This is a genomic window from Mesorhizobium carmichaelinearum (assembly GCF_900199455.1).
Lineage (GTDB): Bacteria > Pseudomonadota > Alphaproteobacteria > Rhizobiales > Rhizobiaceae > Mesorhizobium > Mesorhizobium carmichaelinearum.
This window is the reverse complement of record NZ_FZQR01000003.1, coordinates 446,790-471,846: the sequence shown is the minus strand read 5'-3', so window position 1 is coordinate 471,846 and position 25,057 is coordinate 446,790. Positions and strand designations below refer to the sequence as shown.

General features: G+C 63.3%; 19 protein-coding genes and 1 pseudogene. 12 read left to right on the top strand and 8 right to left on the bottom strand.

Going from position 1 to position 25,057, the window contains the following annotated elements; translation table 11 throughout:
- Positions 1–47 precede the first annotated feature (47 nt).
- The 5 genes from amrB to CKW40_RS08905 form a co-directional block, all read right to left on the bottom strand.
- Positions 48–1,712 carry an AmmeMemoRadiSam system protein B gene (gene amrB / locus CKW40_RS08930; RefSeq protein ID WP_095199742.1) on the bottom strand — a complete coding sequence of 555 codons (1,665 nt, stop codon included), beginning with the start codon at positions 1,710–1,712 and terminating at the stop codon, positions 48–50.
- A gap of 206 nt (positions 1,713–1,918) precedes the next feature.
- Positions 1,919–4,897 carry a caspase family protein gene (locus tag CKW40_RS08920; protein ID WP_244571133.1) on the bottom strand — a complete coding sequence of 993 codons (2,979 nt, stop codon included), beginning with the start codon at positions 4,895–4,897 and terminating at the stop codon, positions 1,919–1,921.
- A gap of 56 nt (positions 4,898–4,953) precedes the next feature.
- A complete protein-coding gene (locus tag CKW40_RS08915; RefSeq protein WP_095199555.1) occupies positions 4,954–5,661 on the bottom strand; it encodes a DUF4760 domain-containing protein in 708 nt (235 codons plus the stop codon).
- Positions 5,658–6,038 carry a hypothetical protein gene (locus CKW40_RS08910; RefSeq protein WP_095199740.1) on the bottom strand — a complete coding sequence of 127 codons (381 nt, stop codon included), beginning with the start codon at positions 6,036–6,038 and terminating at the stop codon, positions 5,658–5,660. The genes CKW40_RS08915 and CKW40_RS08910 overlap by 4 nt, the downstream gene beginning before the upstream one ends.
- Before the next feature lie 121 nt (positions 6,039–6,159).
- On the bottom strand, positions 6,160–8,361 hold the full coding sequence (locus tag CKW40_RS08905) for a caspase family protein (RefSeq protein WP_179297888.1): 2,202 nt from the start codon (positions 8,359–8,361) through the stop codon (positions 6,160–6,162).
- A gap of 245 nt (positions 8,362–8,606) precedes the next feature.
- On the opposite strand from CKW40_RS08905, the gene CKW40_RS08900 reads away from it, so the two are divergent.
- Entirely contained in the window at positions 8,607–9,011 is a 405-nt protein-coding gene (locus CKW40_RS08900) for a Fur family transcriptional regulator (RefSeq protein ID WP_095199553.1), read from the top strand.
- A gap of 9 nt (positions 9,012–9,020) precedes the next feature.
- Here the strand turns inward: CKW40_RS08900 and CKW40_RS08895 are convergent, their stop codons facing one another.
- Both CKW40_RS08895 and polA read right to left on the bottom strand, forming a co-directional pair.
- Complete coding sequence (locus CKW40_RS08895) at positions 9,021–9,572, bottom strand: hypothetical protein (protein ID WP_143748263.1); 552 nt, start codon at positions 9,570–9,572, stop codon at positions 9,021–9,023.
- Position 9,573: 1 nt separating this feature from the next.
- The gene (gene polA, locus CKW40_RS08890) at positions 9,574–12,537 is read right to left on the bottom strand and encodes a DNA polymerase I (RefSeq protein WP_179297896.1); all 2,964 of its coding nucleotides are present in this window, start codon (positions 12,535–12,537) and stop codon (positions 9,574–9,576) included.
- 525 nt (positions 12,538–13,062) lie between these two features.
- Between polA and CKW40_RS08885 the strand changes: the two are divergent.
- The 11 genes and pseudogenes from CKW40_RS08885 (at position 13,063) to CKW40_RS08835 (ending at position 24,077) form a co-directional block, all read left to right on the top strand.
- A pseudogene (locus CKW40_RS08885) lies at positions 13,063–14,437 on the top strand (M20/M25/M40 family metallo-hydrolase).
- A 78-nt stretch (positions 14,438–14,515) separates the two neighbouring features.
- Positions 14,516–15,136, top strand: coding sequence for a ribonuclease D (locus tag CKW40_RS08880; RefSeq protein ID WP_095199551.1), 621 nt, complete (start codon positions 14,516–14,518; stop codon positions 15,134–15,136).
- Between the two features lie 93 nt (positions 15,137–15,229).
- On the top strand, positions 15,230–15,433 hold the full coding sequence (locus CKW40_RS08875) for a hypothetical protein (protein WP_095199550.1): 204 nt from the start codon (positions 15,230–15,232) through the stop codon (positions 15,431–15,433).
- A gap of 111 nt (positions 15,434–15,544) precedes the next feature.
- Positions 15,545–15,799 carry a GlsB/YeaQ/YmgE family stress response membrane protein gene (locus CKW40_RS08870; RefSeq protein WP_095199549.1) on the top strand — a complete coding sequence of 85 codons (255 nt, stop codon included), beginning with the start codon at positions 15,545–15,547 and terminating at the stop codon, positions 15,797–15,799.
- A gap of 25 nt (positions 15,800–15,824) precedes the next feature.
- Complete coding sequence (locus tag CKW40_RS08865) at positions 15,825–15,971, top strand: hypothetical protein (RefSeq protein ID WP_082525739.1); 147 nt, start codon at positions 15,825–15,827, stop codon at positions 15,969–15,971.
- 34 nt (positions 15,972–16,005) lie between these two features.
- Positions 16,006–16,920, top strand: coding sequence for a hypothetical protein (locus CKW40_RS08860; protein ID WP_095199548.1), 915 nt, complete (start codon positions 16,006–16,008; stop codon positions 16,918–16,920).
- Positions 16,921–16,966: 46 nt separating this feature from the next.
- Complete coding sequence (locus CKW40_RS08855) at positions 16,967–18,934, top strand: acyltransferase family protein (RefSeq protein WP_179297886.1); 1,968 nt, start codon at positions 16,967–16,969, stop codon at positions 18,932–18,934.
- Positions 18,935–19,093: 159 nt separating this feature from the next.
- Entirely contained in the window at positions 19,094–20,104 is a 1,011-nt protein-coding gene (locus tag CKW40_RS08850) for a beta-propeller fold lactonase family protein (protein ID WP_095199546.1), read from the top strand.
- 112 nt (positions 20,105–20,216) lie between these two features.
- On the top strand, positions 20,217–20,597 hold the full coding sequence (locus tag CKW40_RS08845) for a hypothetical protein (RefSeq protein ID WP_095199545.1): 381 nt from the start codon (positions 20,217–20,219) through the stop codon (positions 20,595–20,597).
- Between the two features lie 359 nt (positions 20,598–20,956).
- On the top strand, positions 20,957–23,233 hold the full coding sequence (locus CKW40_RS08840; RefSeq protein ID WP_095199544.1) for a transglycosylase domain-containing protein: 2,277 nt from the start codon (positions 20,957–20,959) through the stop codon (positions 23,231–23,233).
- Positions 23,234–23,324: 91 nt separating this feature from the next.
- A complete protein-coding gene (locus CKW40_RS08835; protein ID WP_095199543.1) occupies positions 23,325–24,077 on the top strand; it encodes an SDR family NAD(P)-dependent oxidoreductase in 753 nt (250 codons plus the stop codon).
- A 9-nt stretch (positions 24,078–24,086) separates the two neighbouring features.
- On the opposite strand, the gene CKW40_RS08830 is transcribed toward CKW40_RS08835, so the two are convergent.
- Complete coding sequence (locus CKW40_RS08830; protein WP_095199542.1) at positions 24,087–25,007, bottom strand: zinc-binding dehydrogenase; 921 nt, start codon at positions 25,005–25,007, stop codon at positions 24,087–24,089.
- Positions 25,008–25,057: the final 50 nt, after the last annotated feature.

Sequence of the window (25,057 nt, the reverse complement as noted above, 5' to 3'; positions counted from 1 at the left end):
TCGACTCGGCCTGACCTGAATCTCAACATACCTTGGTCGGGCAGACGCTATTTGCGGCCCATCTCGAAATAGTTGGGCAGCGGAATGAGGCGGGTGAAGATCGTGCCCTGGGCGAAGACGCGCAGTTCCAGCATCGATCCGGACGAGCGCTCTGCGCTCTGGTCGAACAGGAAATTGCCGAGCGAATAGACTTCCGCCACATCGCCGCCGGCAAGCGGGACGATCGCCTCGCTCGACACATGCGGATGGCCGCCGACAATAACTGAAGCGCCGCGCAGCCGCATCTCATCGGCAAGCATGTCTTCGCGCACCGAAGGTTCGGTCTTGTATTCGCGGCCCCAATGGACGAAGGCGACCACTGGCCGCTGCGCGTTCTCGTGCAGCAGCCGGTCGAGCAAGGCAGGGGTCAACAGGTCGGTGTTTTTCGAACCGTTGGTGTCGATGTCGGTCAGGCCGACGAGATCGAGATCGGCAAGCGCCAGCGTCTCGCCCTGGCCGAAATGCGGGATGCCGGCCTCGTCTAGGGCGCGCAGCGTCTCGGCATAGCCGGACGGGCCGAGATCATAGGCGTGATTGTTGGCAAGGCTGACGCCGGCGACATGCAGCCGCTTCAGCATGCTGGCGGCGAGATCCTCCGGCATGGCTAGCGTCATGTCGTCGATCGCTTCCGGCACGTTGGGCAGGATGACACCTTCGAGATTGACGATCAGCGGCCGCGATCCGGTCAGCGCCAGGATGCTGTCGACGATCCTGTCGGCGACACCGTCGCGGACCAGGATCTTCTTCATGGCACGGCCGAAATTCACGTCGCCGGCAAGATAGTAGATCCTGTCCTTTGGCCGCGCCGGGTTGTCGAAGCCGGGGCCAAAGGCGCCGAACAGCGCCACGACATAGCTGGTGGTGCGCTCGACATAATCGGACGTATGTTCCTGTGAGTTCTCGTTGGCGATGACCAGCGGCTGGGCGCCAAACAATTCGCGCTGCAGCCTGGTCTGGATGTAGAGCGCGCCGACGGAATCGGCATGATCTGGCTGGCGAAGTGCGGCGATGCCGTCGAGCGATCCGGCGGCCAGCATGTTCAGCGTCTGCTGGTCGAAGCGCCTGGAATCATGCTGCGGCAGATAGTGCGAGAAATCGGTGGATTCGACGATCAGCGTGTCCTGGTCGACGATGGGTTTCAACGCCTCGGCCAGCCTGTCCCAATCGCCGCGCTTTGCCTTCACCGACATCGCCACCGGCACGATCTTCGCCTCAGGGAAGTAATGGTGCAGGAACGGCAGCATGGCGCGCACGCCATGTTCCTTGTCGAACAGGCAGGAGTCTTCGACCATGTCGCCATGTGTTTCGAGAAGACGCACGGCATCGCTGTCGGTGGACACCGGGCCAAGCACGGTGTCGAAGCCGCGCAGCGTGGTGGCGTAGAGCTTGTGCGTCTTGTGGAAATGGTCCGGCGACAGGATGACGATGCGCTTGTAGCGGAAGCCTGACGCGGCCCGGAAGCCGAGTGCCACGAGGTCGGCGGCCAAGAGATGATGCGGCACGGTGATGCCGGTCAGCCGCTGGTTGGAGGGCTGGATCGTGGCGACGCTGGCGATGGAATCCTTGAACAGCGTGGCGTCGTCGTAGAAAGGCGGAAAGTTTTCGGTGCCGGGTGGGCAAACGATCGGGGCGGCGAAGGCGTGGGAAGGCAACGTGAAGAGGAATAGTAGCATTACCGCGATAATGGGCCACGATCGCGCGAGACGGCCCCCCTCTGTCCTGCCGGACATCTCCCCCTCAAGGGGGGAGATTAGTTTCTTCGTCGCTGGTTGATCGCTTGAGACGTTGGCGATTGGCGAAGTCGAAGATAACAGCCGATCTCCCCCCTTGAGGGGGAGATGTCCGGCAGGACAGAGGGGGGCAACTTGGCGCAGACCCCTCACGGCTCAGCCAACACGATATTCTCCACGCCACCGACATAATAGAACGGCTTCTGCTTCGACGCGGTCAGCCGCACCACCTCGCGCGAAATGAAATCGGCGAGCCCGAACAGCGTCACGCCGCCGTCGGATGTCCGCGCCTTGCCGCGCAAGCCTTCGAGGATCGAATAGGTGAAGACGCCGTGGCCGAGTTCCGGCAATTCGGCGGCGGTGTTGTTGGCCGCGGTGGCGGAGAACACGACGATGCGCGCGTCCTGCGCATCCTTTTCCAGGCGCGGGTTGAAGGCATTGGCGGCGTGGCAGGTGTCGAGCAGCATGAAGCGCATGCCCTTGGCCCGTTCGACCGATTTCTGGATGTCACCCCAATCGACAAGCGACGAACGCTTCCAGCGTTCGGCATCCTGTTTGCGGCCATCGGTCGGGATGAAATAGTAGTCCTCGTCGATGTTGATGCCATGGCCGGCGACGAAGACGATGGTGGTGTCGTGCTCGCCAGGCTTGTCGAGGAAGTCGGCGAGCTGATCATCGATCGTGTGCGAATCCGGCTCCATGATGTTGTCGGCGCTGGCGACCGTGTAGGTCTGTTGCGCCTTGTCGGGGCTTTCGTCGAGCGCCTCGCGGTTGACCAGAACCAGCGTCTCCATCGACGAGAACAAAGGCGCCGATTTCTGTGCGACCACTTTGAGGAATTCGGTGGCGTCGTCGACGGGGTAGCGCAAATCGCAGGCGTGGCCGGAGCAGGCGTCGGTCAGGAACGGATATTTGTCGACGCCGATGACGGCGACATAGAGCTTGCCCTTGGCTTCGGCCTTCTCGGTCTTCCTCGCCAGCGCCGTCACGCTGCGTTCGGTCAGATAGCCATATTCGTTGGTGCCGGTGATGCGGATGGTGTTTTGGCCGTCCTCGACCGGCACCTCGACGATGGTGTGGTTGCCGTCCGCCGAACGCGTGGTGACGTCGCCGACATTGCGGCTGTTCGACAGGATCGAGAAACCGGCGACATCGGCGCCGGCTTCCTTGGCGCCTGTGATCTCGACGGCGACATAGCCGTCGCGGACCTGGCTCTGGTCTTCGGCCAGGCGGATGCCGAATTCCGGCGGCTTGCGCTGCAAAAGCTTCTGCAGCTCATTGTCGACGCCCGGCCGCATCTCCTTGACCGCCTGTTTGGCGCTGCGCAGGATGATCGCCCTGCGCACCATTTCCGGGCTCCAGAGATATTTCTTCAGCTGGCCGGCGCGGATGAAGCGGCCTTCATGATCGCGGCCCTGGTTGACGTGCCAGCCAATCAGCTTGTCGCCCTCGTCAGAGGAATAGTAATAGCCCTGCGGCATCCAGGCGATCCATTGCGAGCCGGCAAAGAACATCGACACGATCAGCTCGTGCGTCGTCAGGTTCCACAGCCTCACCGTCTGGTCGGCACTGCCGGTGACCAGCAGGCCGGCTTTCTCCGAGGCGACCATGGCGTTGATTTCGCCAGTATGGCCGGTGAATTCGCCGGAAACCCTGGCGGTCGCGGCCTTGTATTCCAGCAGCGTGCCGTCATTGCCGCCGGTGATCAGCCCAAGCCCGTTGTCGATCAGCGTGAAGGCGGAATGGACAAAGCCGTTGGTGGCGTCGTTCTCGATCGAGCGCACCGTCTTGCCGCCATTGGCGATCTCCAGCACCGCGTTTTCCAGCGCGTCCTTGCCGCCTGCCGTGGCATGCAGCGACCACTCACCGTCAGTCAGCGTGGCGCGGGCAAACGAGCCCGGCTCCGTCAGAGGTTGGGGATCCTCGAAGAACCGCTCGGTGGTGGGCAGCTCCAGCTTGTTGTCCAGCGCGCCCAACTGCTCCGGGCAAGCCACGCGCTCGGGGCAAGGGTTGGCATTGCCCCAGGCGATGATGCCGTTCGCCGCGTCGAGGCCGATGGCGGTCACCGGCTCGCCCGCCCCTTGCAGCAAGGCCTTGCGCTCGCCGGTCGCCGGATCCCAGACCTGGATGGCGTTGCGGGTGCCGCCGGCGGTCGCCACCAGCGAGCCGTCGGCATTGACGGCGCCGGCATAGACGGTGCCGTCATGGCCGCTGTAGTCGCGCAGCTTCTCACCGGTGTCGGTATTCCAGACGGTGGAGCGATGTTTGTCGGCGCAGCGATAGCCGCAGGAGGCAACCAGAAGCGATCCCTTGGCGAAGGTCAGCGAGCCGATGAGGAAATCCTGCTTCGGCATGGCGCGCACCAACGTGCCGTCGACGGCGTGCCAGAGCTGGACCTGGCCGTCCTTGCTGCCGGTGGCGAACAGGCTGCCGTCCTGCGAGGCGGCCAGCGCCATGACGCTGATGTCCCGCAATGGCTCGGCGTCAGCCGGCAAGGCGATCTCCTCGCCCTTGGCGACATCCCAGAGCCGGATGCCGTTGTCGGTTGTCGTTGCCGCCAACCGGGTTCCTCCTGCGGCGAAAGCCAGCTTGTCGATGTGCCAGGAATCGGCATCGAGCTTCCTGTCCAGCGTCCAGCCGGACGTAGCCTTGTCGTCCTGTTTCCAGAGATAGACGACGCCGTCGGCACCGCCGGCGGCAAGCGTCTTTCCATCGGGCGAGAAGGCGAGGTCATAGGTCGCGTAGTCGGCGGCCTTGAGCAAGGCCTTGATCTTGCCGGTGGCGAAGTCGAACAGCCTGATATCGCCATAGGGCGGCTTGTCGCCGAGGCCGGCGCCGAAATAGCCGCCGGCGGCGATCGTCTTGCCATCCGGCGAGACCGCGACCGCGAAGATCTTGCCGTCATTGCCATTGCCGAGATAGCCGCGGATGGTGCGCAGCGTCACGCCGCTCTGCCAGTCCCAGATGCGGATGGTCTTGTCGTCGGATGCCGAGACGAGATCCTCACCGTCGGGTGTGAAGGCAAGGTCGGCAATCCGTGCGGTATGGCCGCCAGTGTCGAGGTCGAGATGGAAATCAGGGGCGTCCTCGGCACGGACGGCCGAGGCCGTGACCAAGGCTCCAGCCATGGCCAGCCACCTGCAGGCACGCATGAGGCGGACGCTGATCCCGGCCTTTCCCATCGCTATTTGGCTTCGGCCGCCGGTTGCCCGTTGCGCACATAGGCCTCGATCGCCGTGGCGAAAGTCGGCGAACCGGCCTTGCGCTGCTTGTCGACATAGCCGGCAAAATAACTCCAGAACGAGACGGCATAGTCGCGGAAATAGGCGTCGGTCACCTTGCGCGAACACAGGTTACCGTCGACGCAGAAGGACAGGCGGTTGAGGAAGTAGACGATGCGGTCGAAATTCTCGTTGAAATCGGCAAGCGGCATGTCGCCACCGGAGGCGGTCATCGCCTCGATGCCGATGCGTTGCCGAAAAACCTGTTCCTCGGTCGGCGAGGGATTGGCGCTGAGCAGATTGTCGTATTTGGCATTGAGGGCGGCGAGACGATCCTTCAGTGCCCGCTGCGCCTGCTGGTAGTCCTTGGTTTCCCAGAGCTCGACCAGCGACATGGTCTGCTCGACGCGCTTCTGCTCCTGGTTGGCCAGGAACTGATAGACCGAGAATGCCAGGGTGAAGATGATGGCGAAACGCACCAGCAAGCCCGACCAGGCATAGACGAGCATGCGCCAGTCGCGATCGGTGAAGGGATTGCTCTCCTTCTTGATCTCATGGCTGCTTGGCCAGGGAAAGCCTTCGGTGGTTTCCGGCAGTGTCTGCTTCGCCGCCGGCGCCTTGGCGGGCGCTGCCACCTCTGCCTGCTTTGTCGTGCCCCCCGGCTTCTTCATTTGCAGTTGTCCAGTTCGATGGTGGCGGAGGGATCAAGCACGATGCCCGGCGTCTCCAGCTGCTTCTTCAGGCACTGCAGTTGCGGGCGCGAAACCATGAACTGCACGTCCGGTTCCGCAGGCGCCTTTGTCGGTGACGGCAGTGCCTCGACGATGCCGCGCGAGGCACAGCTCGAGAGATCGACCACGACGGCGTTGCTGTTGCTTTTGGCGATCTGATCGTACTGATCGAGAAAACAGGTCGCCAGTTCCGAGTTGGTGACGATCTGCTTGACGCACAGGCCGCAAGCGTCCTCTGCCGAAGCGTTGGCGATCAGCAACAGGCTGCCGGCCAAGCCGGCCACCGCGCCACGCCAGGAAAACACAGAATTCTTCACAATCGATCCTATCTGCTTTTGTCCGGCCATCATGCGCCATGGCTGCGGCCGGGAATGTTCTCATATCGCGCCAATCGCGCAAGAGCCGGCTGCACCGGGCCGTGCGGTCCGGCGCCGGAATTCAGGCGCGTGGCACCGTCTCCATCGGGAAGATCATCACCGCGCCCTTCGGCCCGCTCTTGTCGGCAAGCCGCATCACCGAGCGGGTCGGTGGCGCCGCGCCGATATCGGCGAGCATGTCGGAGAAGCTGGCGGGGCCGAGGCCGCGCGTCATCGACGCGACGCCGTCCTGCGCCAGGAAGCTCAGATCCTCCTTCTCGCTCTCAGGCGGCGCCTCGGTCAGCACCGCGATCATCCGCTCCATGCCGAAGCTGGTGTCGGTGAAGGCGAGCAGCCCTTCCTCCAGCGTGGCTTGCGGGGCGAGGCGCTCGGCAACGATGTGGGTGATCGAATAGTCGCTGCCGACATAGAGCACGTTGATGTCGACCAGCTGGGCCGAGCTGTTCTTGGCCAGCACATGCACCTCGTCCCCCGGCGAGACGCGCGGCACAGCGGAAGCTTGCAAGGGCTCGAGCCCATCCTTGTCACGGCGCTTGACCTGGAACTGGACGTCGACATCCTCGGGCTTGTAGTCGGAGGCCGCCGCCAGCCGCGACAGCCCGGTGGCCCGGAAGATGGTGCGCAAATTCCTGGTCGTGGCATCGACCAGCTTCTGGCGGTCGTCCGGATGGATGATGATCAGCGGCGGCTTGCTGCCGTCCTTCAGGGTCACGTCGCCCGATGCCGGCAGGAACCACAGCGCCGGCTTGTCGGACGCGTCCTTGGCGGCGCCTGCAATGGCGTTCTCGCGCATCACCGCAAAGCGCAGCTCGGCGCTCTTGCCGGGATCGACCAGCTCGATGTTGAAGCCGGTCTCCTTGGCCGCGGCCAGCTCGTCGAGAACCGAATTGACCAGCTCGGTTTCCTTCTCCAGTCCCTTGGTCGCGGCCGGCCGCGCGACGGCGAGTTTGTAATCGACGGCGATCTCCGCCACCCGCGCATAGGCGTTGGCGGGAATGTCGGCCAGTTTGAGTGCCGGCTTCTTCTCGAACTCGACCGGCTTGACGTGGCTTTCCAGGTTTTTTGCCGATTGCACTTCGAGATAGCCGACCGCGTCGGACAGCGACGACAGCGCCGACGGCAGGATGGCGAGCTTGCTGCCAGGGGTAAGGCGATGCAGCAGGCCGGCGCCGATCGTCGCTTCACCGTCCTTGACGACGATGGGCCACTGCATGACCGCGTCGGTCTTGTCGGTGCCGAAGACGCGCGCGTCGAGTTCGCCCTCGAACAGCGGCGTCGGCCGGGTGCGGCTGTCGGCCGAATATTGCTGCAGCACGGCCTGGCCAAGCTGGCGATAGGTGACGTTGGGGTTTTCAGCCAGTTTCGACAGGATGGTGAAGGTGAACAGGCCGAAGCGCGGCGCATCCGTCGTGCCCTTGGGCAGCGGCATCTCCGGCGTCGTCTCGACCGTCTGCGCGGCATAGAAGGCGACCAGCTTGCCCTTGGTGATCGGCTCGCCGCCGGTGGGCGTCAGGTTGAAGGCGGGTTTGCGCGCGCCGTTCTCGTCGAGGCCGCGCGAAGCGCTTGCGACCGTGTCCTCATAGGTCTTGATGGCGGCCGCCCTGGCAGCCTCGTCGCCGCCGACCAGGTCGGCGAATTCGACCTTGCGTTCCAGCTCGTCGTCGACCTCGACGGCGCGGGTCGCGGTGCCGGAATGGCAGCAGTCAAAGACAGCCCAGACGAAGGCGCCCTTGTTGCGGATGGCATCGAGCGCATCACCGATCTCATTGTCGACCAGCGCGTTCGGGACGCCGGCGTCGCGGTTTATCCATTTCTCGATGTCGACCGGCAGGAAAATCTCGTCGAGCCCGTCGGTCTCGTCGCCCTTGACCATTTCAGGCTGCTGGGCGCCATGGCCGGACAGATGCAGATAGACGAAATCGTCACGCTGAACCTTGGCCGCCAGATCTGCCAACGCCGCCTTGATCGCCGCATGGGTCGGCAAGCCATTGGCGCCGGGCACATCCTTGGCGAGCAGCGTGACATTTTCAGGCGCGAAGCGCACCGGGTCGGGCACGTTCTTCAGCAGATACTCGTGCACCAGGCCGGCATCGTTCTTCGGCCCGATCAGCCAGTTCCTCTGCGGCAGGGCAGGATATTCGGTGCAGGCGACCAGCAGCGCATGGTAGGTGCGCGATGCCGCCAGTGCGCGGAACGAGAGCGTACCGGCCGCCATCAGCGCGGACGTGCCGACAAGCAGCGTCCGGCGTGTCAATTTGATCATATCGCTTCCCCAAGCCCGATCGAATTTCCCAAGCGAAACCACCCTCGTCGAGGATTTTGTCAGTATTTTGAATGTCGCTGCGCCATCAACCCTGTCATCGTCAAATGTGCCGGCACTTTATCGATTGGCCCGGGACAACAACAGAAGAGTAGCAAAGACGACGGTTCGTCGCTATCTGAATGGGATCGGGCCGTTTGCACAGGCAAACAGCTCGGGGATGGCGCAGGACAAGTTGGAACAGAACCATGGCGGCAAGGGATGTGCTGACGAAAAACCAGGTGTGCGTGCTCGAGAAACTCGAGGCCGCCAGCGGGCCGCTCAGCGCCTACACCTTGCTTGACCAGCTGCGCGAGCGCGGTTTCCGCGCGCCGTTGCAGGTCTATCGAGCCCTCGACACGCTGGTGAAATCCGGCTTCGTGCACCGGCTGGAAAGCATCAATTCCTTCGTCGCCTGCGCCGAACCGCACGACCACAGCCATTCGATGACCGCTTTCGCCATCTGCGACACCTGCGGGCAGGTGACCGAGATGTCCGATCACGATGTCGACCACCGGCTGAACGAATGGGTCAGTTCGACCGGCTTCGCCGCCAAGAAGGCGGTGATTGAGTTTCGCGGCGTGTGTGCCAAGTGCCGGGCTGAGGCTGCTTAACTGCCAATTTCAGAACAGCATGGCTAGGTTTGCAAATGTGACGGCCGACGGTGACGTCCTGATCCTCACAAACACAAAAGATTCGCTTGGGTCGTTCGAATCTAGGTACGGCGCGAGCGAGGCTGTTACCTCTTTTACAGAACTGTCGTCGTCCATAACGCAGTACCAACGAGAGTCCGGCTCAAGGCTCGCGATAATTTCGCCTTTTTGAGTAGGCGCGCGAAGTGCGTCGATTATTCGCTTTAAGCGATTGTCCAGATCGCCGCTCCTGATAACCGCCTGCTGCTCCGGCAAACCAGTCAGTAGTTTGATCTCTAGTTTCACGCCGACGCCGGCCGCCTCGCTGTAAAATGGAACGAACAGTTGATCGCCGACTTTGCGTAGAAAGTTCGGTGCCTTTGCAGCGAAATTCGAATCTTCCCATTTTTTGAGGATTGCGAAAGGCTCTTTGCCCCAAAGCTTCATCAACTGGCCATGGAAGCTCCTTCGCATGTTCCAAATCGCGTCCAAGCTGCTTTTTTTCGACGGAATTTGGCCGCGGTAGGTGAGATAGATGTCCACCTCAATGCGCCTCATCCCAGTTGTTAGCGGCTCGCGCGTCGACATGCAGCGGCACCGACATCGATACCGCCGGCATCGCCGCGTTCTCCATGACATGGCGCACGACGGGGATGGTAGCCTCGACTTCGGCCTCGATCGTCTCGAAGATCAGTTCGTCATGCACCTGCAGGAGCATCCGGGCCGACAGTTTCGCGTTGTCCAGCGCTTCCTCCATGCGCACCATGGCGCGGCGGATGATGTCGGCGGCGGTGCCTTGCAGGCGGGCGTTGATCGAGGCGCGCTCGTTGAACGCGCGCAGCGACGGGTTGGACGAGCGGATGTCCGGATAATGGATGCGGCGGCCGAAGATGGTTTCGACGAAGCCGTGCTCGCGGGCATAGGCCTTGGTTTCCTCGATATAGTCGCGGATGCCGGGGAAACGCTCGAAATATTTCTTGATGTAGTTGCTGGCTTCCTCGCGCGGGATCGACAGCTGGTTGGCGAGGCCGAAGGCGGAGATGCCGTAGATGATGCCGAAATTGATCGCCTTGGCGCGGCGGCGGATTTCGGACGGCATGCCCGCCACCGGTACGTTGAACATTTCCGACGCGGTGATGGCATGGATGTCGGCGCCGTCGGCGAAGGCCTGCCGCAATTGCGGGATCTCGGCGACATGGGCGAGCACGCGCAGTTCGATCTGGCTGTAGTCGGCCGAGACCAGCCGGTTGCCCTTGTCGGCGATGAAGGCGGTCCTGATCTTGCGGCCTTCGGCGGTGCGCACCGGAATGTTCTGCAGATTCGGATCGGAGGAGGATAAACGGCCCGTCGTCGTCGCGGCCAGCGCGTAGGATGTGTGGACGCGCCTGGTGTCTGGGTGGATGAAGCCGGGCAGCGCATCGGTGTAGGTCGATTTCAGCTTGGTCAGCTGCCGCCAGTCGACGATTTTGCGCGGCAGTTCGTGGCCTTCGGCGGCAAGGTCTTCCAGCAGTTGCGCCGAGGTCGACCATTGCCCGGTCTTGGTCTTGGAGCCGCCGGGCAGGCCCATGCGACCGAACAAGATATCGCCGAGCTGCTTGGGCGAGCCGATGTTGATGCGCTCGCCGATGAGCTGGTAGATTTCCTCTTCGAGCCGGGCAGCGCCTTGCGCCAGTTCGCCCGACAGTCGCGACAGGATCTGCCGGTCGACGGAGATGCCGCGCTGTTCCATGCGCGCCAGCACCGGCACCAGCGGCCGTTCCAGCCGCTCATAGACCGAGACCAGGCCCTTGGCGGCAAGCCGGGGCTTCAACACCAGCCAAAGCCGCAGCGTCACATCGGCGTCCTCGGCGGCATGAGCGGTCGCCCTGTCGATGTCGACCTGGTCGAAACCAACCGAGCTCTTGCCGGATCCGGTCACATCCTTGAGCTGGAGCGGGGTGTGGCCTAGCCATTTCTCGGCCAGCGCGTCCATGCCGTGACCATGTGGCGTGCCGGCATCGAGCACGTAGGAGATCAGCATCGTGTCATCGAACGCCGCGACATCGATGCCGTAGCGGCTCATGATGACCAGATCGTATTTCAGGTTCTGCGCGATCTTGAGGACCGATTTGTCCTCGAACAGCGGTTTCAGCACCGCCAGCGCCTCGCGAAGCGGGATCTGGTTTTCGAGCGTGCCGCCGCCGAGCAGGTCTCCATTGCCGCTCTTATGGGCGAAGGGAATGTAGCCGGCGCGGCCGGGCGCCGTGGCTATCGCCATGCCGATCAGTTCGGCTTGCATCGGATCGCCCGATGTTGCCCTGACGTCGAAGGCGGTGATGCCAGCCTCGCGCGCCTCGGCGACCCAGGCTTTCAAGGTCGCGATATCGCGAATGCAGGGATAGGCCGCCGTGTCGATCTTGCCGGTTGCCGCACGCTCCAGCCGCAAGGCTGAGAGCAGGGAAGGGGTATCGCCTTGCTTGGCGGTGTCCGTCGTCGGTGTGGTGGCTGCCGCGCCGTTGGCCTGGCCCGGATCGGCACCGCTGCGGGCCACAACCGGCGCTCCGGCGCCGACATCAGGGCCGTGCGCGTGGTCGGCGCGTTCGACCGTCACCGCGACGGCCTGGACGTCGCCGGCCTCGGTGCTGGTGGCTTCCGCCACGCGGCGGGTCAGCGAGGTGAATTCCATGGTCTTGAGGAAGCCGATCAGCTTCGGCCCGTCCGGCGCATGCAGGACGAAATCGTCCAGCCCGTCGGTCACCGGCACGTCGTTCTTCAGCGTCACCAGTTGGCGCGAGATCAGCGCCTTGTCGGTGTTGGCGATGATCGATTCGCGCCTTTTGTCCTGCTTGATCTCGGCGGCGCGGGCCAGCAGCCCATCGAGGTCGCCGAACTGCTCCAGCAACTGCGCCGCCGTCTTCGGCCCGATGCCGGGCACGCCGGGCACATTATCGACGGAATCGCCGGTCAGCGCCTGCAGGTCGACCATCTTTTCCGGCGGCACGCCCCATTTCTCGATGACCTCGGGAATGCCGATCTGACGGTCCTTCATCGGGTCGTACATGCCGACCGTGTCGCCGACCAGCTGCATCAGATCCTTGTCGGAGGAGATGATGGTGGTGTCGCCGCCGGCTTCGCGGGCCAGCCGGCAATAGGTGGCGATGAGATCGTCGGCCTCGAAGCCTTCCATCTCGATGCAGGGCAGGTTGAACGCCTTGGTCGCCTGGCGGATCAGGCCGAATTGCGGGATCAGGTCCTCCGGCGGCGCCGAGCGGTTGGCCTTGTATTCGGGGTAGAGCTCGTTGCGGAAGGTTTTCGAGGAATAGTCGAAAATGACCGCGAAATGCGTCGGCACAATGCCTACATCGGTGTTGCGGGCATCCTGCATCAGCTTCCACAGCATGTTGCAGAAACCGGAAACGGCGCCGACCGGCAGACCATCGGACTTACGGGTCAGCGGCGGCAGTGCGTGATAGGCCCGGAAGATGTAGCCGGAGCCGTCGATGAGGAAGAGATGATCGCCTTTTTTCATGCCGGCAGGGATAGCGCGGCGCGATGGCTTGGTCCATGCCAAAGACACCGCCCGGTATCGGTTCCGGCAACACCCTGACAGATCGGGGTCATACAGGCCCGGTCACGAGCACGTTACAAAAGTGTAACGTTGATGCCCTTGAATCGCCACGTTCGGAGACCCAAATACACGTCATCGGCAGTTTTCGCCGAAGTCCGGAGCAAGGCCCGTCCCCCGCCTATCCCGGACAATTGCGGCAGCCTATCCCCCCTCTCCGGGCTGCCGCATCGTTTCGAGTATGAGGCCGCCGTGGTTCCCCCTCCACCACGGCGGTCTTTTTTTGCCTAAAGCGCATCGCGTTTGATCGGATTCGGGCGATGCGCTTTAGGTCATTGTTTTTATGCATGTCGTTCTCCCAAAACCGGGGCCACTTTTGGGCGACATGCATTAGCGGCAGCCGACTTGGGCCGTGGTCCAATCGTCCCGGGCTTTTCGTTTCGCCGCTCTGCCTTTACGGTTCCGGCACTGAATCGAAAGGCTTGCCAAATGTCCGCAGTTTCCCCCGTCCTCGACCGTCTCGACAAGAATCTCGACCAGAGCCTCGAACGCCTGTTCGGCCTGCTCAGGATCAAGTCGATCTCCACCGATCCGGCCTATGCCGCCGACTGCCGCAAGGCGGCGGAATGGCTGGTGGCGGAGCTCAAGCTGATCGGCTTCGACGCCAGCGTGCGCGACACGCCAGGCCATCCGATGGTGGTTGCGCATCATGAGGGCCCGGCCGGCGCGCCGCATGTGCTGTTTTACGGCCATTACGACGTGCAGCCGGTCGACCCGATCGAATTGTGGGAAAACGATCCGTTCGCGCCCGCCATCAAGCAGGTTGGGCCCGACCACAAGGTGATCACCGGGCGCGGCTCGGCCGACGACAAGGGCCAGCTAATGACCTTCGTCGAGGCTTGCCGCGCCTGGAAACAGGTGCATGGCAATCTGCCGTGCCGTGTCACCATCCTGTTCGAGGGCGAGGAGGAATCCGGTTCACCGTCGCTGAAGCCGTTCCTCGAGGCCAATGCCGCCGAGCTCAGCACCGATTTCGCGCTGGTCTGCGACACCGGCATGTGGGACCGCGAGACGCCGTCCATCTGCGTTTCGCTGCGCGGGATGGTTGGCGAGGAGGTCACGGTCAAGGCGGCTGACCGCGACCTGCATTCGGGGCTTTATGGCGGTGCTGCCGCCAATCCGATCCGTATTCTGGCCAAGGTGCTGGCCGACATCCACGACAAGGATGGCCACATCACCATCCCCGGCTTTTATGACGGTGTCGAGGAAACACCCTCACAGGTTCTGAAGTCTTGGGAAAGTCTGGGCGAGACGGCTGAGACTTTCCTCGGGCCTGTCGGCCTGTCGATCCCGTCAGGCGAAAAGGGCCGCTCGGTGCTGGGCGCGGCCGACGGCCGAGTTCAACGGCATCATTGGCGGCTATACCGGCAAGGGATTCAAGACGGTGATCGCGGCGGAAGCCTCGGCCAAGGTATCATTCCGCCTCGTCCACAAACAGGACCCGAAGGCAATCCGTGCTGCGTTTCAGGCGTTCGTGCGGGAACGTATCCCGGCCGATTGCTCGGTCGAATTCCACCCGCATGGCGGCTCGCCGGCGATCCAGCTTTCCTACGACTCGCCGTTCCTGGCCAAGGCCAAGGACGCACTGTCGGACGAATGGGAGAAACAGGCGGTCACGACCGGCAGTGGCGGATCAATCCCGGTTGTCGGCGATTTCCAGACTTATCTCGGTATCGAGTCACTGCTGGTCGGCTTCGGCCTCGACGACGACCGCATCCACTCGCCCAATGAGAAATATGAGCTCTCCTCCTTCCACAAGGGCCAGCGCTCCTGGGCGCGTATTCTCGATGCACTGACGCGCTGAGCGGCGGAGAAGTCGTTTTCTTGTTGATTTTTCACCGGATCGCGGCGAGGACGGGGAACGCCGCGACCGGAGAAGACAATGGCCGACATCCGTTTCCACAAGCATGATTTGCCCGACCTTTCGCATTACAATGTCGAGGCGGTGGCTATCGACACCGAGACGCTGGGGCTGAACCCGCATCGCGACCGGTTGTGCGTGGTGCAGATATCGCCCGGCGACGGCAGCGCCGACGTCATCCAGATCGCACCCGGCCAGAAGAAGGCGCCGAACCTCGTCAGCCTGCTCAGGAATCGCAGCGTCACGAAGCTCTTCCATTTCGGCCGGTTTGACCTTGCCGTGCTCTACAACGCGTTTGGGGTGATGCCCGAACCGGTGTTCTGCACCAAGATCGCCTCACGGCTGACCCGCACCTATACCGACCGGCACGGACTGAAGGATATCTGCTTCGAGCTTCTCGGCGTCGGCCTGTCCAAGGCGCAGCAATCGTCGGACTGGGCGGCCGAGACGCTGTCGCCCGAGCAGCTCGAATATGCCGCCTCCGACGTGCTCTATCTGCACCGGCTGCGCGATGTGCTGGCCGGGCGGCTGGCACGCGATGGGCGGACAAAGGAAGCCGATGCCTGCTTCCGCTTCCTGCCGACGCGGGCGAAGCTTGACCTGATGGGCTGGGACGAAGAGGATATCTTCGCTCACAGCTGATGGCTTGAAAGCCTTCTGGCCGGTGGCTGGCTGGAACCAGATGCTGGCCGCCGCGTTTTGTCGGCGCAGGTTAACGGCTCAATGGGGGATTGGATGGCCGACCGAAAGCCGATATCGACAGCGCCGACCGACGGCTCCAAGTTTTCTGTCATGTGGAAAGACAGCGACGGCGTCGTCAACGAATCCATCGCGCAATACCGCGATGGCGGCTGGTGGGTCTACATCGACAGCAATACGCAAAAGAAGGTCGAGCCGACCAGTTGGCGACCCACTGCCGGTGACGATGACGACCAGTGAGCGCGAAGCTGGCGAGGCCAGTTGCTTTCGAATAGCCTGAAGCCGTTGATATCGGGGCCGATTCGGAGCCTTCCGCTCCGCGCTTGCCCTCTTTGCTCGGAGGAAATCGCCATGGGCGTCGAAAGCCTGCTCGTCTTCATCATCATTGGTGCCATCGCCGGCTGGCTTGCCGGTCTCATCGTTTCCGGTTTCGGCTTCGGCCTGATCGGCAACATCATCGTCGGCATCGTCGGCGCGTTTATCGCCGGCTGGCTGTTGCCGCGGATCGGCTTTTCCATCGGCGGCGGCATTCTCGCTTCCATCATCCACGCCACGATCGGCGCCATCATCCTTTTGGTGCTGGTCAAGGTCCTGAAGCGAGCGTGAGGCTCGGCAACCGAAAGAGCGCGCCATGAAGCAGAACACACTTTATCTCCTCATTGGCGCGCTCGTCGTCGTGGTCATTGCTCTCGGCATCTATGTCTACCGCGAGCAGACGAAGCCGAAAGGCGTCGAACTCAAGATCGACGACAAGGGCATTTCGATCCAGCAGAACTGAGCCTGCCGATAATTGGCGGATGCAGGAGCGCGCTATGGGGGCTTCCGACGCGCCGGAAGGTGAAAATCCGCCCAGGATTTCCATTGCGGAATGGGAGCGGCTGAACAGGCCGCCAAGGCGCGAGGCGTTGCTGCGCTATCGCTGGCGGACTTTTCGCTTCCTGAGGACATCTGCGCCGGTCAGTGAATTGCAGGGGCGACAGCAAGCGTTTCGCAACGCGATCGTCGCCACCGTCGCCTTCAATCGGCCTGATGTGATCGCATGGCAAATCCATCTCGTGCGCCGATACCTGGCCGAGCACGAGAGCTACATCGTCTTCGACAACAGCAAGAAGGAGGAGGCAAGGGACGCAATCCGCGACCTCTGCCGTCGCCAGCACGTCCCCTATGTCTCGTTGCCGAGGAACAGGCTGGTGGTCAGCAGATCGCACGGCCAGGCGCTCAACTGGATCGTTCGGAATTTCATGACCGGCTTTGGCCCGAAGCTCTTCGGCTTCATCGACCATGACATCTTTCCGACGGAGCCATTTTCAATCCGTGACCGGCTTGAAGGCAAGAGCCTCTATGGCAGCGTGCGGCACGACACGCCGACGCCGGGCGGCTGGTTCCTATGGCCTGGCTTCTGCTACTTCGACGGAAGCCTGCTGCGACGACCGCTGGATTTCGCCCCGAGCTACAGGTTTCATATGGATTCCGGCGGCGGCAACTGGCCGCTGCTTTACCGGTCGATAGATCCGGCGTCGGTCAGGTTCACGCAGAACAGCTTGCTTCGCTTCGGCGAGGGAGATGATCAGCATGAGGACTTTTTCATGTTGGTTGATGGCTGGCTGCATGTAACGAATGCCTCGAACTGGCGAAAACAGCCGGTCGACAGGCGCGAACACCTGGTTGCCCTGCTGCGGCAAGCCGGTGGTCCTGACCAGCCGGATGTGAAGTTCGAGCCGATCTGAAAAATGGGGGTCATCACATCGCTCGATTTCCAGATGGCGGGCAGCCTTGATCGATAGAAGCGAGGAGCATGGCTGGCGCCCCGAAATCCAGGGGTTGCGCGGCGTTGCCGTCGCCCTGGTGGTGGTTTTCCATCTCTGGCCCACGGTTCTTCCCGGCGGCTATGTCGGGGTGGACGTGTTTTTCGTCATCTCGGGCTTTCTCATCACCGGTCTGCTTGCCCGCATGGCGACAGCCGGCGGCCGCGCCTGGCTGGTCACATTCTATTCGCGGCGCGTGCGGCGGCTGTTGCCGGCGGCGGTCCTGGCCCTTCTCGTCACGCTCGCCGGGACGCTGTTGTTTCTGTCCAAGGCGCGATGGGAAGAGACGGCCGTCCAGGTCGCGGCCAGCGCGCTCTACGTGCAGAACTGGCGGCTCGCCTTGCAGGCGGTCGACTATCTCGGGGCGGCGGAAGCGCCAAGCCCGGTGCAGCATTACTGGTCGCTGTCGATCGAGGAGCAGTTCTATATCGTCTGGCCGTTGCTGGTGGCGGCGGTCATCTGGCTTGCCCGGCGTCTCGGGCGATCCCCGAAGGCTGCATTGCTGGTCGCACTGACCCTTGTTTTCGCCGGATCCCTGGCGGCCTCGGTGGTCGTGACCCAAGCCGATCCGGCCTGGGCCTATTTCGTCACCCATACCCGTCTCTGGGAACTGGCGCTGGGCGGGCTGTTGGCGCTGGCCGGCGAAGGGTTCTCGCCAGCCGCGCCATCGCGCCTTGCCATGGTGGCGGCAGGTATCGGCGCCATCGTGATCTCGGCGTTGCTGTTTTCCGCCTCGACACCGTTTCCCGGCTTCCACGCCTTGCTGCCGACGCTGGGCGCCGTGCTGGTCATAGCGGCTGGCGATATCAGGCTTGGCCGGTTCCGCGGGCTCGACGTTACGATCCTGCGCTATGTCGGCGATCGCTCTTATTCGATCTACCTCTGGCACTGGCCGCTGATTGTCTTCTACACGGCAGATCGCCCCGCTGTCGGAGTGCTTGCGGGGCTTGGGCTGATGGCGCTGACGCTCGGCATCTCCGAGCTGTCATACCGCTATATCGAACAGCGGTACCGCCGGCCGCAATCGCGAACAGAATGGCGCCCGCTGGCCTACGGTTCGGCTGCAATTGCCGTCTGCGTGATAGCATCCGGCGGTCTTGGCTACGCGCTCGACCGTCAAGGCGTCGACATCAACCTGATCGGAACCCCTGGATATCCCGGGCCTGCCGCGCTGCTGGCCAATGCCGCGGTTCCGGATGGCGTGGAGTTGCTGCCGCCGCTTGGCAAGCTGAAGCGCGACGTGCCGGTCGTCTACCGCCTGAAATGCCACCAGGAGCAGGACAGCACGGAGCCGGTGGGCTGCCAGCTGGGCGATCCGGAGGGAAGCCGGACCATTGTGGTCACCGGCGATTCGCATGCCGCGCAATGGGTTCCCGCCATCGACAAGATCGCCAGGGACCGCAAATGGAAACTGGTCACCTTCACCAAGGCGGCTTGCCCTTTCACCCGCGCTGTGGTGACGGAAAACGGCAAACCCTATGAAGCCTGTGTGCAATGGCGCGACAATGTGCTGGCCGAGATCGGCAAGCTACGGCCCGATCTGATGTTCACCAGCCAGTCGCGCTATTCCGACACGCCGGAGCCGGCGATGATCGAAGGCCTGCGCAGCATCTGGAGCGAGTTGAACAAAGCGGGTGTGAAGATCATCGCCATCCGCAACACGCCCTTCGTCAAGTTCGATCCCGGCGACTGCCTGGCCGCCGACCCGGACAAATGCATCACCGCGCGCAAGGAGGTGGAGGCAAGCAACGTCTTTGCGCTCGCCGCCGCGCCATTGCCTGATGTCCGTGTCGTCGACATGAACGATGCCATGTGCGGCAAGGAAACATGCGCCGCTGTTGTCGGCAACATCGTCGTCTGGCGCGATTATCACCATATGACGGCGACCTACGCGCTGGCGCTCGCGCCCTATCTGGCGAAGGCGGCGGGACTCTAACCGGTATGGCCTGGGAATCCCTGTATTGCGCTTGACCGTCGAGGGCGCGATCGGGCTTAGTCGGCACCATCAAAGCGGGGCAAGCAGTCGTCGATGGACCGGGAACAATTAGACACTTCTCGGTCCTTTCCATCGTTCGATATCCTGGGCGGATCGCAAATGATTCCCGGGATCGCCTTCAAGGCCAGCGCGGCGGTGCGGGCGGCGCTTTCGGCTATCGGACGCACGGAGGACCTACGCTTTTCACCGGACAATCGATTGCTGGCCATTGCCGGCTATGCGCGCAAGTGCTTGCTGGTCCTGCGCATCGACATCGAGGCCGGATCCGATGGTCCAGATGTCACGATCCACGATTTCATGGAGCTGACATCAGACGATATGGGCGAAATCCATGGCCTGGATTTCATCGACGACCGCACCCTGGCGATCGCCAACCGCGATGGGCTCGTTGCGATCTTCAGCCTGCCGCGTGAGGAACCGGCTGGCCAGAGTTGCGCGATATCAGCTATGCGCCGGGTGAAGGGCAGGCGGCTATGCAAACTGAATTCGCCGGGTTCGATTGCCGTCAGGCTTGAGTTGCACGGCCGCGTCAGCCTGCTGGTCTGCAACAACTACACGCATCTGGTCACCCGGCACGTGATCAACCGTTGGCTTGGCTATCGCACGACAAGCAACCAGCGGCTGCTGGAACGTGGTCTCGATATACCGGACGGCATTGCGCTCAGCCATGACGGCCGCTGGATCGCGGTCAGCAGCCACGGCACCCAGGATGTGAAACTCTACCGCATGTCTACGTCGCTTGGACCAGACACCGAACCCGCCGGCGTCCTGCAGCACGCCGGCTATCCGCACGGCGTGCGCTTCACCGGCGACGACCGGCACATCCTCGTCGCCGACGCCGGCAGCCGGATGGTGCGTGTCTATGCCGGCGATGGTGACTGGACGGGACCGCGAGCGCCCGCGCGCTCGGTCACCGTGCTCGACGAGGACACCTTCCTGCGCGGCAGGGCCAGCCCCGAGGAAGGCGGCCCGAAAGGCCTCGACATCGACCGGTCGAACAGCGTCGTGGCGGTGACCTGCGAGGAGCAGACGCTGGCCTTTTTCGCGCTGTCGTCGATACTCGGTGGGGTTGAAAATTGCCGGCAAGACGGGGCCATTGCATCGGCGTAGTGCCGGAAGCGCGCTTGCGCCCACATGGAATTAGAATGACGGATCGACGCTTCGGCGCTATGATGTCGATACAGGGCGTTTGGGGTCAACCAACTATTACTAGGAGGTTGCCATGAAACACCAAACACTGGACCAACTGCATGCAGTGGCCGAGGTCAACACACAGCCGGTAATGAGCCGAACCCAACGTCTCGCACGTTGGGCCGAGCTTCTTGAACGTGAGCCCAGCCGGCTGCTGACCGCGCTTGCCGGGACCGAATACCGTGCGCTGCCGGAGCGCGATGTCATGCGAGGCGATGGCTCGCCGATAGCGGTTGCCTTCACGGACCCCATTTTGCACGACGAGGGTCTGAAAGACGACAGTTATGGCGAAGCCAAGCGCTTCTTCGAGCTGACCGACCACCAACTGCACGAGATCGTCTGCTACTGCCATGTCGGCGAGGTTATGCAATCGTCCAGGGCAGCGCTCTCGGTCCGTGCGGCGATCGGCTGACGCATGTCCACCAGGTGATCACCTGGTGATGGGTGATTTGGGGCGCGGTCGAACGCGAAGCTGTGACCATTTGCGATCGCGCCCTAATGCGGAACATGTCCGCGACTGCATGGGTCGCGGTTGAGAGTGGCTTTGGCTTGCCGCCCCAGACAAAATGCCATGGCGAGGATTGTTCCATCGCGGCGGCCGCGACCGTTTGCCAGCGCCAAAATCAGGGCCTCGAACAGAGCGATAGCTGCCTGACCCCAGGCATTTGATTATCAATTGCTTTGAATTTTTCCGACTTAACCCGCCTTTAAACCGCCGCATCTACTCTTCAACCCGGACGCCGTTAGCACCGGGGATATCAAGCGCAAGGCATGGCGAACCGCAGAGACAGCCGCATCGAGCCCAGTTTTGAGGGACCGCCTCAGACGCGATCCCAGACGGGCCTTTCGGTGAGCGAGGAGGACCGCGTCGTGCCGAGCAACCGCAAAGCCTCCGCCAAACGCAGATCGTCGAAGGCGAAATCGTCGCGCGGCGGGCGCGGCAGGAGCCGCCGCGGCCTGTTCGGCGTGCTTGGCCGGCTGTTCTACTGGTGCTTCGTGCTCGCCATCTGGGGCGGCATCGCTGTGGCGGGCGTCGTCATCTACTACGGCGCCAAGATGCCGGCGGCCACCACCTGGTCGATCCCCGACCGTGCTCCCAACATCAAGATCGTCTCGGCCGATGGCCAACTGCTCGCCAACAGGGGCATGAGCGGCGGAGAGGCGGTCGGCCTGCACGAAATGTCGCCCTATATTCCGGAAGCCGTCATCGCCATCGAGGACCGCCGGTTCTATTCGCATTTCGGCGTCGACCCGATCGGCCTGTCGCGTGCCATGGTGACCAATCTGCTTGGCGGGCATTTCTCGCAAGGCGGTTCGACGCTGACGCAGCAATTGGCCAAGAACCTGTTCCTGAAGCCTGACCGCACGCTGGAGCGCAAGGTGCAGGAGGTGTTGCTGGCGCTGTGGCTGGAGCACAAGCACACCAAAGACCAGATCCTCGAAATGTACCTCAACCGGGTCTATTTCGGTTCCGGCGCCTACGGTGTCGAGGCGGCGTCGCGGCGTTATTTCGGCAAGAGCGCGCGCGATGTCACTTTGTCGGAGGCCGCCCTGCTTGCCGGGCTCTTAAAGGCGCCGTCGCGGCTGTCGCCGGCGCGCGATCCCAAGGCCGCCGAGGAGCGCTCGCAGCTCGTGCTCGCAGCGATGCGCGAAGAGGGCAAGATCAGCGACAAGGAGTTGAAGACGGCGCTGAGCGCGCCGGCAACGCGTTCGCCGTCCTACTGGACGGGCTCGGAAAACTATGTCGCCGACACGATCATGGAAGAACTGCCCGACCTGATCGGCGACGTGCGCGGCGACATCGTCATCGACTCCACCGTCGACCTGAACCTGCAGAAGCTTGCCGAACAGTCGATCCGCCGGCTGATCGATGAAAGCGGCAAGAAGCTCAACGTCACCCAGGGCGCGCTGGTGTCGATCGACGATTCCGGCGCGGTGCGCGCCATGGTCGGCGGCTACGACTATTCGACCAGCCAGTTCGACCGCGCCTCGGAGGCGCGCCGGCAGCCGGGCTCGGCGTTCAAGCCGTTTGTCTATATGGCCGCGCTTGAAGGGGGCCGCACGCCAGACAGCATCCGCAACGACGCGCCGATCAAGATCGGTAACTGGACGCCGGACAATTACGGCGGCAAGTACTTTGGCAAGGTCACACTGGCGACGGCGCTGGCCAAGTCGCTGAATTCGGTTGCAGCGCAACTGACCATGGAGGTCGGGCCGAACGCGGTGGTGGAGGCCGCGCATCGCATGGGCATCCAGTCCGAGCTGCAGGCCAACACCTCGATCGCGCTCGGCACTTCGGAAGTGACCCCGCTGGAGCTGACCTCGGCCTATGTGCCGTTCGCCAATGGCGGCTACAAGCCGGATATCCACTTCATCCGCCGCATCACGACCGCCGAGGGCAAGGTGCTCTATGACAGCGGTGGCGGCAGCGCGCCGCGTGTGGTCAAACCCGAGATCGTCGGCATGATGAACTCGATGATGACCGGCACCGTCGAGATCGGCACCGCCAAGAAGGCGGCTTTTGCCTGGCCGTCGGCCGGCAAGACCGGCACCAGCCAGAATTCGCGCGATGCCTGGTTCGTCGGCTACACCGCCAATCTCACCACCGGCGTGTGGTTCGGCAATGATGACGGCACGGCGATGAAGAAGGTCACCGGCGGCGCGCTGCCGGCGCAGGCCTGGCACGAATTCATGGTCGCAGCACACGAAGGCGTGCCGGTGCGGCCGCTGCCCGGCACCTGGAAATCGACGCCGGCCGATACGATCGTGCCCGACGACATACCGTCGGCCGACAACAACCAGCCGGCGCCGGTTCCCTCAGCGTCGATTGGCCAGCAGGCGCCATCAGCGCAGGCAGCCGCGCCGGCGGCCCAAGCGCCGGCCCGCGTGGCGCGGCCTGCCCAGACCGTCGATGCCGATGGCTTCAACATGCCGGCGGACGACGGCACCACCGCTTCGGTCGGGCATCCGGTGCCGCCGGGCAATGTTGGCGGTCCGCTGAAGAAGAAGAAACAGACCTCGATCCTGGATATTCTGGGCGGGGGCTGAGCGGCGATCGCCCCGGCGGCTCGTAGAGGCGTCAATCCGCCTCTCGCCAGCGCCACGGTGTTCGGCTACACCTCCGGCCGGAGACCGCGACATGGCTGAACTCGACACCAGAAAAACCATCGTGCTGACCGGCGCCAGCCGCGGCATTGGCCATGCTACGGTCAAGCGTTTTTCACGCGAAGGCTGGCGCGTCATCACTTGTTCGCGCCAGGCCTTTGCCGAGGATTGCCCGTGGCCGGCAGGCCCCGAGGACCACATCAAGGTCGACCTTGCCGACCAGGAAGATGTCGGCATTGCCGTCTCGGAAATCCGCCATCGGCTGGAAGCGCATGGCGGGCAGTTGCACGCGCTGGTCAACAATGCCGGCATTTCGCCCAAGCTCAAGGACGGCAACAGCCGCATGGACTCGATCGACACGCCGATGCATGTCTGGCGCGACGTGTTCCAGGTCAATTTCTTTGCGCCGATCATGCTGGCGCGCGGCCTGTTCAAGGAGTTGGCGGCGGCCAAGGGCTCGATCGTCAACGTCACCTCGATCGCCGGCACCCGCGTGCATCCCTTCGCCGGCACCGCCTATGCGACATCGAAGGCCGCACTCGGCTCGCTGACGCGCGAGATGGCGCATGATTTCGGCCCGCACGGCATCCGCGTCAACGCCATTGCGCCGGGCGAAATCGACACCGCGATCCTGTCGCCGGGCACGGACAAGATCGTCGAGACCATTCCGCTGCGGCGCCTCGGCACCACGGCCGAAGTCGCGGACATCATCTTCTTCCTGTGCTCGCAGCAGGCCTCCTACGTGACCGGCTCGGAAATCCACATCAATGGCGGCCAGCACGTGTGAGCCGGTTGCTTATCCGGCCATGGTGAGAACAGCCTTGCCGCTGAAGCTGCGCTGTCGCAGGGCGTCCAGGGCCTGGGCGATGTCTGTCCATGGCAAGGTCAAGGCTACGCGGGTCTCCAGCCGGCCGGCCGCGACCAGGGTGAGCAGCGCGGCGATATCAGTGCCAATGCCTGAGCCGGACGTGTAGTAGGCGAAGGTCTGAAGCCTCGCGCCCTCATGGCCGGGAACAAACTGGCGGAATCCAACCGGCGTCAGCTCGCCACTGCTCGAACCGAACATGACGATGGTCCCGCCAGGTGCGACGCTTTCGATCGCGTGAGCGAGGCTTTGGCCGCCGACCGATTCAGTGATCAGCGAAAACGGTCCCTTGGCCAATTCGATCGCGTCGACGACTTGTTCGGCACCCAGGCCGCGAAGATCGTCGCCATGCCGGGCGGCGGCGATTGCTGTTACCGACGCGCCTTGCTCGCGGGCGATCTGGATCTGGAAACGGCCGACCGCACCGCTCGCACCGGTGATCAGTACCTGCTGGCCAGTGAGGTCACCGCCGTGGCGCAAGGTCCTCAGCGCCGTCGTGCCCGCCACCGGAAGCGTGGCCGCCGAGACGAAGCCGACCTCATCGGGCAGAACGGCGAGACGCTCGGTCGGAACGGCGACACGTTCGGCCCAGCCGGCTTCGTCGACCAAGGCCACGACCCTTGTGCCCACGGCCGGCCCGGAACCATCGGCTGCCGCCCGTTCGACGATCCCGACGACGTCCTGGCCTGGAATCCAGCCGTCCGGGCGTATGGTGAGCAGGCGCAGTTCGCCGCGGTTCAACGAGGTCGCGCGGACGGCGATCAGAGCTTCGTTCGCGCAAGGCTGTGGCTCGTCCACTTCGGTGAGTTTCAATCTGGTGGCATTGTCGGAAGAGATGGTGAGGGCGAGCATGGGTGCACCTTTGCCAATTGTGGCGAGAACGACCCGAGCCTATCGATTTG

Bases quoted from the DNA above. Each gene is read 5' to 3' on its own strand.
- CKW40_RS08835 (WP_095199543.1), top strand. From the start codon at position 23,325: ATGGCTGAACTCGACACCAGAAAAACCATCGTGCTGACCGGCGCCAGC.
- CKW40_RS08865 (WP_082525739.1), top strand. From the start codon at position 15,825: ATGAAGCAGAACACACTTTATCTCCTCATTGGCGCGCTCGTCGTCGTG.
- CKW40_RS08830 (WP_095199542.1), bottom strand. From the start codon at position 25,007: ATGCTCGCCCTCACCATCTCTTCCGACAATGCCACCAGATTGAAACTC.
- CKW40_RS08845 (WP_095199545.1), top strand. From the start codon at position 20,217: ATGAAACACCAAACACTGGACCAACTGCATGCAGTGGCCGAGGTCAAC.
- CKW40_RS08870 (WP_095199549.1), top strand. From the start codon at position 15,545: ATGGGCGTCGAAAGCCTGCTCGTCTTCATCATCATTGGTGCCATCGCC.
- CKW40_RS08905 (WP_179297888.1), bottom strand. From the start codon at position 8,361: ATGATCAAATTGACACGCCGGACGCTGCTTGTCGGCACGTCCGCGCTG.
- CKW40_RS08875 (WP_095199550.1), top strand. From the start codon at position 15,230: ATGGCCGACCGAAAGCCGATATCGACAGCGCCGACCGACGGCTCCAAG.
- CKW40_RS08915 (WP_095199555.1), bottom strand. From the start codon at position 5,661: ATGAAGAAGCCGGGGGGCACGACAAAGCAGGCAGAGGTGGCAGCGCCC.
- CKW40_RS08850 (WP_095199546.1), top strand. From the start codon at position 19,094: ATGATTCCCGGGATCGCCTTCAAGGCCAGCGCGGCGGTGCGGGCGGCG.
- polA (WP_179297896.1), bottom strand. From the start codon at position 12,537: ATGAAAAAAGGCGATCATCTCTTCCTCATCGACGGCTCCGGCTACATC.
- CKW40_RS08840 (WP_095199544.1), top strand. From the start codon at position 20,957: ATGGCGAACCGCAGAGACAGCCGCATCGAGCCCAGTTTTGAGGGACCG.
- CKW40_RS08860 (WP_095199548.1), top strand. From the start codon at position 16,006: ATGGGGGCTTCCGACGCGCCGGAAGGTGAAAATCCGCCCAGGATTTCC.
- CKW40_RS08900 (WP_095199553.1), top strand. From the start codon at position 8,607: ATGGCGGCAAGGGATGTGCTGACGAAAAACCAGGTGTGCGTGCTCGAG.
- amrB (WP_095199742.1), bottom strand. From the start codon at position 1,712: ATGCTACTATTCCTCTTCACGTTGCCTTCCCACGCCTTCGCCGCCCCG.
- CKW40_RS08920 (WP_244571133.1), bottom strand. From the start codon at position 4,897: ATGGCTGGAGCCTTGGTCACGGCCTCGGCCGTCCGTGCCGAGGACGCC.
- CKW40_RS08880 (WP_095199551.1), top strand. From the start codon at position 14,516: ATGGCCGACATCCGTTTCCACAAGCATGATTTGCCCGACCTTTCGCAT.